General features: G+C 76.2%; 9 protein-coding genes. 3 read left to right on the forward strand and 6 right to left on the reverse strand.

Annotation, left to right across the window (positions count from 1 at the left end; genetic code table 11):
• The first annotated feature begins 15 nt into the window (after positions 1–15).
• Positions 16–2,949, forward strand: coding sequence for a helix-turn-helix transcriptional regulator (locus IE237_RS41385; RefSeq protein WP_189803906.1), 2,934 nt, complete (start codon positions 16–18; stop codon positions 2,947–2,949).
• Here the strand turns inward: IE237_RS41385 and IE237_RS22725 are convergent.
• Together IE237_RS22725 and IE237_RS22730 are read right to left on the reverse strand one after the other, a co-directional pair.
• A complete protein-coding gene (locus IE237_RS22725; protein ID WP_229842840.1) occupies positions 2,931–4,562 on the reverse strand; it encodes a serine/threonine-protein kinase in 1,632 nt (543 codons plus the stop codon). The two genes, IE237_RS41385 and IE237_RS22725, sit on opposite strands and share 19 nt — an antisense overlap.
• 53 nt (positions 4,563–4,615) lie before the next feature.
• Entirely contained in the window at positions 4,616–6,292 is a 1,677-nt protein-coding gene (locus IE237_RS22730; RefSeq protein WP_189803908.1) for an FUSC family protein, read from the reverse strand.
• Between the two features lie 311 nt (positions 6,293–6,603).
• Here IE237_RS22730 and IE237_RS22735 point away from each other — a divergent pair, with 311 nt between their 5' ends.
• Positions 6,604–8,664, forward strand: a complete 2,061-nt coding sequence (locus IE237_RS22735; protein WP_189803909.1) for a SpoIIE family protein phosphatase — start codon at positions 6,604–6,606, stop codon at positions 8,662–8,664.
• A 6-nt stretch (positions 8,665–8,670) separates the two neighbouring features.
• Here the strand turns inward: IE237_RS22735 and IE237_RS22740 are convergent, their stop codons facing one another.
• The 3 genes from IE237_RS22740 to IE237_RS22750 form a co-directional block, all read right to left on the reverse strand.
• A complete protein-coding gene (locus IE237_RS22740; RefSeq protein ID WP_189803910.1) occupies positions 8,671–9,288 on the reverse strand; it encodes a DinB family protein in 618 nt (205 codons plus the stop codon).
• Positions 9,289–9,401: 113 nt separating this feature from the next.
• A complete protein-coding gene (locus IE237_RS22745) occupies positions 9,402–9,797 on the reverse strand; it encodes a TOBE domain-containing protein (protein ID WP_189803911.1) in 396 nt (131 codons plus the stop codon).
• A 104-nt stretch (positions 9,798–9,901) separates the two neighbouring features.
• On the reverse strand, positions 9,902–10,381 hold the full coding sequence (locus IE237_RS22750; RefSeq protein WP_189803912.1) for an Lrp/AsnC family transcriptional regulator: 480 nt from the start codon (positions 10,379–10,381) through the stop codon (positions 9,902–9,904).
• 172 nt (positions 10,382–10,553) lie between these two features.
• On the opposite strand from IE237_RS22750, the gene IE237_RS22755 reads away from it, so the two are divergent.
• Positions 10,554–12,644, forward strand: coding sequence for a PAS domain-containing protein (locus tag IE237_RS22755; RefSeq protein ID WP_189803913.1), 2,091 nt, complete (start codon positions 10,554–10,556; stop codon positions 12,642–12,644).
• A gap of 36 nt (positions 12,645–12,680) precedes the next feature.
• On the opposite strand, the gene IE237_RS22760 is transcribed toward IE237_RS22755, so the two are convergent.
• On the reverse strand, positions 12,681–13,268 hold the full coding sequence (locus tag IE237_RS22760) for a TetR/AcrR family transcriptional regulator (protein WP_189803914.1): 588 nt from the start codon (positions 13,266–13,268) through the stop codon (positions 12,681–12,683).
• Positions 13,269–13,323 lie beyond the last annotated feature (55 nt).

The raw sequence follows: 13,323 nt of genomic DNA on the forward strand, positions 1-13,323 counted from the left end.
GACAGGGGACAGTACGTGGACACTTTCGCGGACCGGGGGCGCGTCGACCGCGCGCCCTTCGTCGGACGCAACCGGGAACTCGACCGGCTCGACGCCCTGTCGCGCGGCCGGCACGGCGGCGCGGGCCCGGCGGCCGTGGACGTCACGGGTGAGCCGGGCATCGGCAAGACACGCCTGCTCGCCGAGTTCGCGGTACGGGCCGGGCGGCGCGGGGCGACGGTCCTGCGCGGCCGGGCGGACGCCACCACGCCCGACACCACCCCCTTCCAGCCGTTCGTGGACGCCTTCGCCGACCTCGACCACCGCGACCGCGCCACGGCACCGGACCTGGCCGGGGTCGCGGAGCTCGTCGAGCGCGGCGGACCGGTGCGGCGCGTCGCGGGGGCGGTGGAGAGGATCGCGGCACCCGGGCTCGTGCTCGTGCTCGACGACCTCCACGCCGCCGATCCGGCCTCCGTCGCGCTCGTGGACCATCTGCTCCGGCATCCGCCGAAGGCCCCCGTCCTCCTCGTCCTGGCCCGCCGCGAGCGCCAGACCCCGCCCGCCCTGGCCTCCGTCCTCGCGCACGCCGACGACACGGGGGTCCTCGCACGGCTGACGCTCGCCCCGCTGACGCCCGAGGACTGCGCCGGGGGACTCGGCACCGGGCTGCCGCCGGGGCCGGCGCGGGAGATCCACGCCGCCAGCCGCGGAAACCCGCTCTACTTCCGCGCCCTCGCCCTCACCCGCACCCGCCGGGAGCAGGCGCCCGGCACCGGCCCGGTCGCCGCCCTCCTCGACGAACTCGCCCCGCTCCGCCCGGCGGAGCGGGCGGCCGTGGAGGCGGTCGCGGTGCTGGGCGACCGCGCGACGCCCGAGCTGCTCGCGGCCGTCACCCGGGACGGCCCGGGCGCGGCGGCCGGCGCGCCGGGGCACGTCACGTCGCCGTGCCCCGCGCCGGGGCACGTCACGTCGTCGTGCCCGACCGGGCCGGAGGCCGTGGGGCAGGCCCTCCGTGAGCCCGTGCGCCGTGATCTCGTCCGGGCCGGCCGGGACGACCGCGTTCTCGCCCTGCGGCATCCCGCCCTGGCCGAGCTGCTCCTCGGCGCGCTCGACCCGTGGCGCCGCCGCGAACTGCACCGGCGGGCGGCGGCGGCGCTCGCCAAGGCCGGGGCGCCCGTGACCGAGCGGGCCCCGCACCTCGTGCGGGCCGCCACCGCCTGGGACCCGACCACCGCCGCCGAGCTGGCCGAGGCGGCCGAGCGGATCGCGGCGGCCGACCCGGCCCGCGCCGCCGACTGGCTGGGTGCCGTGCTCGACCTGTTGCCCGACGCCCCCGCACACCACGCCACCCGGCGCGAACTGACGCTCCGGCGGGCCCGCGCCCTCGGATCGGCGGGCCGCGTCGCGGAGAGCCGGGACCTCCTCCACGACCTCATCGACGGCGGCCATGGCGCGGAAGAGGGATCCGAGGAGGCGGAGCTGCGGACCTCGGCCGTGCTGCTCTGCGCGTTCATGGAGCGTCACCTCGGCCGCTACCCCGAGGCGGACGCCCTGCTCCGCCGCGAACTGGAGCGCACCCCCGGCCCCCGGCCGGACCTGCGGACCTGGCTCGTCGTCGAGTGGGGCTGCCGGGCGCTGTTCGCCGCCCGCTACCCCGAGGTCCGCCCCGTGGTCGTGGAGAACCTCGACGAGGCCCGGCGGCGCCGCGACGAGGCGGGGACGGCCGAGGTCCTCACCCTCGCCGCCCTCGGCGAGGCCTACGAGGGCGAGACCGGGGCCGCCCGCGCCCACGCCGCCGAGGCCGCCGCCCTCACCGACGCCTTCACCGACGGCCGACTGGCCGGCCACGCCGAGTCGTTGGTGCGCCTCGGCTGGAGCGAGGTCTTCCTGGAGCGGTACGGGACGGCCGAGCGGCACACCACCCGGGGCATCGTGATGGCCCGCCGCGCCGGACGCCCCTTCGCCCTCTCCCAGCTCCTGCTCTGCTCGGCGTACGTCCACCTCCTGACGGGCAGGGTGGGCACCGCACTCGACCGGGCCGAGGAGTCCCTCGCGGTGGCCCGCACCCTCGGCGGCGCCGAACTCATCGGATTCAGCCGGGCGATCCGGGCCACCGTGCTCCTGCACGCCCGGCCCCTCGGCGACCCCGAGGCGCCCGCCGACGCGGAGGAGGCCGCCGCGACCGTCGGGACCGCCGAAGGCTGGTGGGCCACCCAGGCCCGCTGCATGCTCGCCCACGCCCTCCCGCTCGACCAGGACCCGCACCGGGTGCGGGACGTGCTCGTGCGCGCCGGGGGCGACCGGGACCTCTCCCGGCTCCAGCCCTCGCTGCGCCCCGGCTACCTCGAAGTCCTCACGGGCGCGGCCCTCGCCTCGGGGGACCTCCCGGAGGCCGAGCGGGTCGCCCGCCGGGCCCTCGCGGAGGCCGAGCCGCTCGGCCTGCCCGTCCAGCGCGGGGCGGCGCACCGCGCCTGGGGCCGGGTCCTGGCCGCGCGGGGCGAACCGGCCGCCGCCGCACGGGCGTTCACGGAGGCGGCCAGGGACAGCGCGCGCTCCGGGGCGGTCCTGCGCGAGGCCCAGAGCCTGCTCCTCGCCGCCCCGCAGCTCCAGGCCTCGGGCGAGGGGCCGCAGGCCGCCGCCCTGTGGCGCCGGGGCCGTCGGCTGGCCGCCGAGGGAGGTGCCCGCATGCTGGTGGACGTGGCCGACCGCACCAGGCCCGCACCGCCCCGCGGCGACGGCACCGGCGGCCGGCTCGCCGTCCTCACCCCGCGCGAGCGGGAGATATCGGCCCTGGTCGCCGAGGGGCTCACCAACCAGGCCATGGCCGACCGGCTCTGTCTGAGCCCCCGCACGGTCGAGAGCCACGTCGCCCGGGTCTACCGCAAGACGGGGGTGGAGACCCGGGCCGCACTGGCCTCCCTGGTCGTCAGGGACGGGGCGGTGGCCGGTCAGTCCTTGCGGGGATAGGTGGCGGTCACCCGACCCTTGGCGTCGGCCTTCAGATAGGCGACGCCGTACGTGTCGGACAGGTAGACGCTCAGCCCCGCCTCGAATCCGGTGAGCGTCGAGGCCGGGGTGAGGACGACATAGCGGCTCGTCGGCTTCTCGACGCCGAGCTCCTTGTCGGCGTGCTTCATGAGCGCCGGCAGCGCGCCCCACGAGAACGTGTCCAGGTCGACCGGGACGGAGCCAGGGAAGGCGGTGCCGCCGGGCCCCTCCCGGACGGCCACGTCACCGCCCCGGTACACGTACCGGTCGTACCGCTTCGTACTGCCCTTGACCAGCGACTCGGCCACCGCGTAGTCCGGGTACACGACGAAGCCGGTGACCTTCGCCCCGCCCGAGGCCGCCTTGACGGCCGCCACGGCGGTCCGGACCCCGTCGGCCGTCAGCAGGTCGAGCTTCTCGGGAGCCGTCTCCTTCGCGGGCGCCGACGACGCCGGGGGCCGCCCCGAGGGAGGAGCGGTGCTCGGCCCGCTCGCGGGGTCGGCCGGCCGCCACTCCCAGCTCATCGCGGCCACGGGAACCCCGACGGCGAGCACGACCACGGCCGCCGACCCCAGGAACCGTGCGACGCGCCCCCGCCGACGCCGTCCGGCGGCGGGCGCGGGAGCGGCCCCCACCGGAGCCGTGGCCGGCGCGCCGCCGGACGGGGGATCGGGGGCGGAGACGGGACCGGCGGCCGGAGCGGCCGTCGGGGCAGGGGCGGAGACGTCCGGCGGCGCCAGCCGGAACGACGTCGTCCCCCCTTCCCCGGAGACTCCTTCCCCGGAGACCTCGTCCCCGCAGACCTCGTCCCCGGAGACCTCCGGGGCCTCCGCCGCGACGGCGGCCAGCGCGCGGTCGAGCGCGTCGGCGTCGGGCCGGGCGGCTGGGTCCCGTACCAGCAGCCGGGTCAGTACGCCGGTCAGCGCACCCGCCCGCAGGGGAGCGGGCACGTCGTCGGAGAGGACGGCGGCGAGGGTGGCCAGGGTGTTCTCCCGGCGCAGCGGATGGCGGCCCTCCACCGCCACGTACAGGAGCATGGCCAGCGACCAGAGGTCGGCGGCCGGGCCGCTCGTGCCGCCCCGGATCCGCTCGGGCGCCATGTAGTCGGGCGAGCCGATGATCGAACCCGAGGCCGTCAGGACGGTGGACTCGCGGATCGCCGCGATGCCGAAGTCGGTGAGCACCGGCCGCCCGTCCGGCCGTAGAAGGACGTTGGCGGGCTTCACGTCACGGTGCTCGATGTCCCGCTCGTGGGCGGCGCGCAGGGCGGACAGCAGCTCGCGGCCGAGCGCGGCGGCCTCGGCCGGAGTCATCGTGCCCCGTTCCAGCCGGTCCTGGAGGGAGCCGCCGGTGACCAGCTCCATCACGAGCCACGGGTAGGTCCCCTCGCCCGCGTCCACGATGTGATGGATCGTCACCACGTTGGGGTGGTCGATCCTGGCCAGCGCACGGGCCTCGCGCAGCACGCGCGCCCGCAGGGTCCGGGCGCCCTCGACGTCGTGCTCGGCCATCGCGGGGTCCGGCGGACGCACCTCCTTGACGGCCACGTCACGATGGAGGGCCAGGTCGCGGGCGCGCCACACCGTTCCCATCCCCCCGCCGCCCAGCCGCTCCACGAGCTCGAAGCGGCCGTCGATCACTCTGCTCACACGCACCCCTGTACTCGGCTCACGCTCTGCTCCTCGGGGCGTCGCCGGCCGCGCGGCCCGGCCCCGGTCCCGGCCCTGCCCGAGGTGCGCGGCCCGGTCCCGGCCCCGCCCACCTCGCCGTACACGCCCACCTGGTAGCGGCCGGGCGGCCCGTACGGCTCGGGGAGCCCGCGCAACCACCCCCGGGCGCCGTCCGGTTCCCCGTCGTCGCCCGGCAGCCCGCGCGCGGCCTCCCGCAGGGCCTCCTCCTCGACCACCTCGGCGGCGTCCGCGCCCCACACCTCCCGTACCCGCCGGGCCCGGGAGCGCAGGGAGCGGGCGGCGGAGGCGTGGTCGCCCACCGACCGCCACAGGTCCGCCGCCCGTTCGTAGGCGCGGGCCGCCTTCTCCGGTGACACGTCCGCGCAGAGGGCGTACGCGGTCAGGTGGCTCAGGGCCGCGCCGTGGCGCCGGTCGTCCCACCGGCGCGCCTCCGCCGCCGCGCGCGCGAACTCCCGTGCGGCCCGGCCGGGTTCGCCGAGGCACAGCGCGCAGTACGCGAGCCAGGCCCTGGCCCGTACCCGTGCCGTCTCGTCGTCTTCGCCGTCCTCGGCGAGCCCGGACAGGGCCTCCTCCAGAACGGCGGAGGCCTCGCGCCAACGACCGTGCTCCGCCCGCGCGATGCCGAGCGCCAGACGTGCGAGGGTGCTCAGCCGGCTGTCCCCGGCGACCGCGTCGGCATGCCGGACGGCCTCCGCGAGCAGCGCGACCTCCTCGGCCCGGTCCGGCCCGCCGTCGGCCCCGCCGAGGGTGCGCGCGAGGGCGAGACAGAGCCGCGCCCGGTCGGCACCGTGAAGGGACGTGGCGGTGGCCGTCGCGCCGAGCGCGGCCCGGAGGAGCGCCGCCGCCTCCTGGTGGGCGCCGGTGGCGCGGAGCACCCCGGCGAGCAGCAGCCGGCTCTCCGCCGCCTGCCACGGCCGGCCCCCGGCGCGGTGGTCCGCCACCGCGGCCCGCAGCCCCGAGAGGGCGGCGGCCGGGTCGTCGGGCGCGGTGACGCGGCCGAGCAGCGCCCGGGTCTCCGCGAGCACGGCGAGGACCGCGGGGGCGGCCCGGTGCGGCGCGGCGAAGGCGATCAGGCCCGTGAGCTCCCCGCGCAGCGCGGCGGCCTCGGTGACCGGGTCCGGGCCGGTGTCGAGCAGGTCCGCGCGGGCCCGGCAGCGCAGCAGGAGCACGGTCGCGGTCTCGGCCGCGGTGGCCTGCCCGGTGGCGTGCAGGCTGGTCGCCCGCTCGCCCAGCTCCTCCAGTCCGGCACAGACCGTCGCCCCCGGCTCCGGACCGCTCAGCAGCGCCCGCGCCCGCGAGACCAGTGCCTTGCCGCGCTGTCCGGCCCGCTCGTGCAGGTCGGCGGCGCGGGAGAAGAGCGTGCCCGCCGCCGGCCGGGCGCGGCCCCGGCAGTCGAGCGCCGTGGCGTCCAGGGCGTCGGCGTGGTCGCCGGGCGTGATGGAGCCGCCCGCTCGCCGCAGGGCCGTCGCCGCCCGCTCCCAGGCGCCGCCGGCCGCGGGGTGCCCGTCGGCGGTGAGCCGTCGGGCCCGGTGGAGCAGCTCGTGCGGGTCCACCGGCTCCCTGCCCGCGCGGGGCCTCCGGTCGTACAGAGGCGCGCCGAGGCGGAACTCGTCGGGCGAGCGGCTGCTCATGCGGGCTGCTCCGGGGGAGAGGGAAGGACGGGGAGGGGAGGACGGGGCGGGGGAGGAGCGGGTCGGCGGGAGGCACGTACACAGAGGTCGGACCGACTCTCGCAGCCCCGCCCCGTCCCGCACATCCGTAGAACTACGGAACCCTCACCGGCACCCCCGCGCGAGGTCCGGAGCGTCCTCGTCCGCACGGGCGGGGACCCGGGGGCGTACCGATCGGCCGCACTGCGCAGCGCCCGCCGCCTGCTCCTCGGCTAGGGTGATTCGATAGGGAATGCGCCCTCTGGGGCCAGGCCGATGCGTAGGTCGATGCGTTGGAGACTCATCAGTCGTCGAGCAGGGTTCCGCAGCCGCCCCGGGCGGCCGTCGGGGACGCGGGCGTGCTCCGCGAGCTGCTGCCGATCGCCCTCTGGCGGGAGGACGCCGAGGGCCGGATCGTCGAGTGGTCGCTCGCCGCTCAGGACCTCCTCGGCCACCGCCCCGAGCACGTCCTCGGGAGGCTCGCGGCCCCGCTCCTCGTCCCCGACGCCAACCGTGAACTCGCCGAACGGCTGACCGACCGCGTCCAGGCGGGCGAGACCATGGTCGGCACGCTGCCCGTCCGCCACCGGGACGGCCACACGGTCGCCATGGAGATGTGGATCGTCCCGGCCGCCGACCCGGAGGGACGCCCGGGGGCGATGCTCATCGCCGTGGAGACCTCCGAGGTCCTGCGCATGCGGGAGAACCTGGCGGCGATGGAGAGCCTCTTCACCCAGTCCCCGATCGGGCTCGCACTGCTCGGCCCCGATCTGCGCTTCCTGCGCGTCAACGACGCCCTGGCCCGGATGAACGGCGTCCCGGCCGCCCGCCACGTGGGCCACCGGCTCACCGAGGTCGTGCCCGGGGTCAACGCCACCTCGCTCGAAGCCCTCATGCGCCAGGTCCTGGAGAGCGGTACGGCCGTGGTGGACGCCCGCCGGGTCGGCCGCACCCCCGCCGACCCCGACCGGGACCACATCTGGTCCTGCTCGTACGCCCCGCTCGTCGACCGCGCCGAGCGCCGCCCGCTCGGGCTCATCGCCTCCCTGGTCGACATCACCGAGAGCCAGGAGGCGCACACCGAGGTCGAGCGCGCCCGTCACCGCTTCGCCCTGCTCGCCGAGGCCGGCGCCCGGATCGGCACGACCCTGGACCTGAAGCAGACCGCCGAGGAGGCCGTCCGCTTCCTCGTGCCCCAACTCGCCGACTCGGCCGACGTGCAGATCCTGGAGTCCGTGCTCGAACCCGACGACCCGGCGGCCTCCACCCGCGGAGTGCTGCGGCGGCTCGCGGCCAGGTTCCCCGACCCGACCGCGCCCACGGCCCTCCTCGTGCCGGGCCAGACCTTCCAGATCCCTCTCGACTCCGTCTACGAGCGCGTGGTCGTCCGCGGACGACCCACGAACCTCTACACGTCGGACATCCCGGCGCTCTTCACCGATCCGCGCACCGAGGCGCTCCGGACCTACTTCGCCACCCGCATCGGCTCGGCCCGGCTCGTCCCCCTGGTGGCCCGGGGCCAGGTCCTCGGGGCGATCACGGTGACCCGACTGCGGACCCGCGAGCCCTTCGACGAGCAGGACTGCGTGCTCATCGACGAGGTCGTCGCCCGTGCCGCGCTCAACATCGACAACGCCCGGCTCTACACCACCCAGCGGGAGGCCGCCCTCACCCTGCAGCGCAGCCTCACCAACAACGAACTCCCCGACGTCCCCGGGCTCGAACTCACCGGCCGCTACCTCCCCGCGAGCTCCCACGACGTCGGCGGCGACTGGTTCGACGTCATCGCGCTGCCCGGCGGCAGGACGGGTCTGGTCATCGGCGACGTGATGGGCCACGGCATCCACGCGGCGGCCGTCATGGGCCAACTGCGCACCGCCGTAAGGACCCTGGCCCGTCACGACATCCCGCCGGCGCGGATGCTCAGCTCCCTGGACGCCGTCGTGGCCGACCTCGGCGAGGACGAGATGGCGACCTGCGTCTACGCGGTGCACGACCCGGCCACCGGCGGCTGGGTCATCGCCCGCGCGGGGCATCCGCCGCCGGCCGTCGCCACCCCGGACGGCACCATCACCTTCCTCGACGGACCGCCCGGGACCCCGCTGGGGACCGGAGCCCACGACTTCGGCACGGAGGAGGTCGCCCTGCCCGGGGGCGGACTCCTCGTCCTCTACACGGACGGGCTCATCGAGGCCCGCGACCGGGACCTGGACCAGGGCATGCGGCAGCTCGCCGAGGCGCTGCGGCCCCTCGACCGGCCGCTGGACACCCTGTGCGACGAGGTCCTGGTGCGGCTCCTCGCGGGCCCCGCCCAGGACGACGTGGCGATGCTCCTGGCCCGCACCACCCGCTGAACTCCCTTACGGGAGAAGCCGGTGGAGGTCCCGGAGGAGGGCGATCTCGGCCCCGTGGTGCAGGAGCTCCTGGTTGACCCACCAGACGATCTCCAGGAAGGGGTTCTCCGCGTCGCTGCCGTGCGGGTAGGTGCAGTGGCCGACCGTGTCGAGGGCCTTGTCGTCGACGGAGAGCAGCGCCTCGCGCCAGGCGGTGGCGGCGGCGTCGAAGGCCGCGACGGCGGTGGCGACGTCCCCGGCGACCGGGTGGTCGTCGCGGGTCAGGCGGCGGCTGCCGTTCGTGTGGTCGGCGCGCAGCGCGAGCATCTCGGAGAGGTGGCTCAGCCGCCAGGCGATCGTCGTGAACGGCGGCGGCGTGGGGTGCGGCGGAGGCGTCGTGTCCCGGCCCCACTCACCGGCCCCCACCAGGAGGGTCGCGCGGGCTCCGGGCCCGTCGGCGTGCCGCCGGACGGACCAGCAGCCGGGCCCCGGCTCCCACAGGTACTCGGCGTCGGTCATGGGGCCGACCTCGATGTCCGTGCCGTTGCCGCTGTCCATCACCGGTCCGGCCATCCGGTCGGTGAGCCGCTTCCGGGCGAAGTCGAACTGGTCGAGGAGGGGTATGAGCCGCTCGGGCAGGGGCACGGGACGCTCCGGATCACGTGGGTGCAGGGCGGTCGTACCCTGCCACAGAAGCCCGCCCGCCGCCCCCGAATATCCCGCCCGTTCCCGGTTCTTGACGGGCCTTCACGGAGGTGTCAGGTGCGGTCGATGTGCACGCTGGTCGATTTCACCCGGGCGGTGGCCTGCATGCCGACCTCCAGGCCCAGCTCCTCCACCGCCTCGCGGGTGAGCAGCGAGACGAGCCGGTGCGGGCCGGCCTGGATCTCGACCTGGGCGGCGATGTCGCCGAGCTTGACGGCGGTCACGATCCCGGGGAAGGCGTTGCGGGCCGAGGTGTACGGCTCCTCCTCGTCCCCGGGGGAGCCCTGCCCGACCTCGACGGAGAAGGCGGCGAGATCGCGGCCGTCGATGAGACGCCGGCCGTTCTCGTCGCGGTGGGTCGTGAACCGGCCGGCGTCGGCCCAGCGGCGTGCCGTGTCGGGGCTGACGCCGAGCAGACGGGCCGCCTGGCCGATGGTGTAGGACTGCATGACGGTCACCGTAGGCCGTAGAGGGTCTCATCTGCAAGGGATGCGTGCATTTTGCATGGCATCTGCCAGCCTGCTTGGGTGAACCGGTCGAGCGGAGCGATGACTCAGACCGTCCCCGACCGTCGTCCGACCGCCTCCACCAGCGGCAGCAGGCGGTGCGCCACCCGCTCGCGCAGCGCGATCTCGGTCCGGGTGCGGACCACCCCGGGCAGCTGGATCAGCCGCTGGATGACGTCCTCCAGATGCCCGGCGTCCCGGGCCACCACCCGGGTGAGGAGGTCGCCGCCGCCGGTGATGGAGAAGGCCTCCACGATCTCCGGCACGGCCGCGAGCGCGTCGCCGACCTCGTCCAGATGCCCCTGGGTCACCTCGACGTGCACGAAGGCGAGCACCGGGTGGCCGAGGGCGGCGGGGGAGAGGACCGGCCCGGTCGCCGTGATGACCCCGTCCCGCTCCAGGCGGTCGATCCTCGCCTGCACGGTGCCCCGTGCCACCCCGAGGATCCGCGCGTACTCGCGCACGCTGGTCCTCGGCTGCTCGATCAGCAGCCGCAGGATCCGCGTGTCGAGTTCGTCCACCGCCATGCTCCGTCGGCCTCCTTCGTCCCGGCTCGTCCGGATTCCGACTGTACCCATGCCCGCCGGTGGCGCTTGAGCCCGGGAGACACTCCTCCGTTCGCGGGACGGAGCGATCTGGGAGAGGCTCGTCGGGACCGGCTGAGGCGCGGCCGTGCACGTCCGGCGGGAGCGACGACGAGTGGACGCATACCGGGAGCAGGATCAGGCGGGTACGCCCCCGTACGAGGCGGCCGTGCCCTGGGGGACGGAGACCGCGTGGGGCGACGCGGTCCTCGACGCCGTCTTCACCCAGTCCGACATCGGACTCCACGTCCTGGACACGGACCTGCGCATCGTGCGCGTGAACGCCGTCGCCGCTGGACTCCACGGGATCCCCGCCGAACGCGTCCTCGGCATGCCGGCGGTCGAGGCGTACGCCTCCTTCGCGGGCGTGCGCGTCGACGAAGCGGCGCTGCGTGCGGTCCTCGCGACGGGCCGCTCGACGACCGACCGGCTGGTCTCCGGGCGCTCACCGGGCGCGGAGCACCGCGAGCACGTCTACTCGGCCTCGGCGCACCGCGTCCAGGACGGCGAGGGCCGTGTGCTCGGCGTGGTCGTGACCAGCACCGACGTCACCGACCGCGAGCAGGCACAGGCCCGGCTGCGGCTGCTGCACGACGCCCACGAGCGGATCGGCACCAGCCTGGACGTGGACCGCACCGCCCGGGAGCTCGTCGCCGTGACCGTGCCGGCGTTCGCCGACTCCGTCGTGGTCGCCCTCACCGACGCCGTCTTCCGGGGGCAGGACCCAGCCCTCCAGGCCCGCGAGACGGTCCCGCTGCTGCGCTGCGCGGCCACCGGCAGGACGGGGGACGGGCCCGAGGTCCCGGAGGCCGGTGCCGTCCTGCTGCCGGGGATCTTCGGGGAGCGGCTGCCGACGGCGGCCCGCCCGTTCCCTCCGGCGGCGGAGTCCGGCGACCCGGCGACACGCCTCCTGGTGCCCCTGACCGTACGCGGGCAGATCTTCGGCGCGGTCTCCTTCCGGCGCCTCGACGACGCGGAGCCGTACGGCCCCGACGACCGGGTCCTCGCCGACGCCCTCGCGTCCCGCACGGCGAGCTGTCTGGAGAACGCGCTGCGGTACACCCGCGAGCACATCGTCATGACCGCCCTGCAGAGCTGGCCACCGCCCAGGGAGGAGGCCACCCAGAACGCCGTCGACGTCGCGCGCCGCCACCGGCCCGGCGGCAGCGGCGCGGGCTCCTGGTGCGATGTGATCCCCCTGCCGGGCGCGCGCGTGGCCCTGGTCGTGGGACACGTGGAGTCCCGGGAGCCCGGTGCCGTCGCCACCATGAGCCGCCTGCGGACCGCCGTCCACAGCCTGAGCACGCTCGACCTCGACCCGCACGAGCTCCTCGCCCGCCTCCACGCGACCACCCTCCGGCTGGCCGCGGAGGGCGCGGAGGCGGCGGTGGGCACGCCCGGCCTCGCGGAGGGAACCGCCGCCCCGCCCGGGGCCGGGTTCGACGGGGTGCCGTCCCCGGGCGTCCACCCCGTCGCGGGCTGCACGATCGCCGTCCACGACCCCGTCGACGGGCGGCTCGACGTCGCGCGCGCCGGTGCGTCGCTGCTCGTCGTGGTCCACCCCGACGGTTCGGCGGACGCCCGGCCGCTCGACGACGGGCCCCTGCTGGGCGGCGAAGGGCCGCCGTTCGCCTGCGCGACGCTCTTCCTGCCCGAGGGCAGCACGCTCTGTCTGGCGTCCGGCGGCGAGGGTCCCCGGACGGAGGACCTCATGGCGGCCCTCGCCCACCCGGAGCGCGACCCGGAGGCGATGGCCGACGACGTGGAACGGCTCCTCGCTCCCGACCGGGTCCTGCTCCTGGCCCGCACCCGGCACCTGCCCCCGGAAGAGCTCGCCGAGTGGGAGATCCCGTACGACCTGTCCGCCGTGGCCACCGCGCGGGCCCAGGTCGAGGAGCGCCTCGGGGAGTGGAACCACCCCGCCGAGCCGTTCACGGTGGCGCTCGTCGTCAGCGAGCTCGTCACCAACGCCCTCCGGTACGGCGCCGCCCCCGTCACGCTCCGCCTCATCGCCGACGGCCCGTCCCTCACCTGCGAGGTCAGTGACGCCGGGCAGGCCGCACCCCACCTCCGGCACGCCAAAGCCGTCGACGAGGGCGGCCGGGGCCTGCTGATCTGCGCCTCCCTCGCGGACAACTGGGGCGTGCGGTACACCGACGAGGGCAAGACGGTCTGGGCCGAACTGGTCGGGGACGGCCCCCCGTAGAGCTTCGTCACCCCCGCGCCGACTCCGGCCGTGCGGTCACGACGTGCCGTACGCGGCCATGAACATGTCCAGCAGCCCGTCGATCGCGGCCTCGTCGACCGGATGGGGCGTCAGGAGGTGGCGGTAGTACAGGGTCCCGCACAACACCTCGGCCGCGAAGGTGAGATCCACGTCCGCACGCAGCTGCCCGGCGCGCTGAGCACGGGTGACCTGCTCCAGGGTGCTCTGCTCGACGGTGCGCAGGAACCGCTCGTGCAGCGCCGCCCGCGCCGCGGGGTCGGACTGCGCCTCGGCGATGACGGCCCGGTAGACCGGGTCGAGCGGAGGACTGGTCAGGGCGGACACGGACCGCAGGAACTGCTCGCGGAGGTCGGTGTGCAGGTCGCCGGTGGGCCGGTAGTCGAGGTCCCTGGTCCAGACCCGCTGGAGCGCGTCCAGGAGGAGGGCAGCCTTGGTCGGCCAGCGCCGGTAGACCGTGTGCTTGCCCACCCCGGCCCGTCGGGCGATGGCCTCGATGCTGAGACCCGCGTACCCGACCTCCGTGGCCAGATCGAGCGTCACCTGGAGCAGCGCCTCGGTGCGTACGGCGCCCCGGCGTCGGGGCGCCGAGGATTCGTTCGGCATGCGCGCATCCTAACGGCACGCCCCATGCCGTTGACAGTGCAGCCCGGCCCGGCCC

This window comes from Streptomyces tanashiensis, from assembly GCF_014648895.1.
Taxonomy (GTDB): domain Bacteria; phylum Actinomycetota; class Actinomycetes; order Streptomycetales; family Streptomycetaceae; genus Streptomyces; species Streptomyces tanashiensis.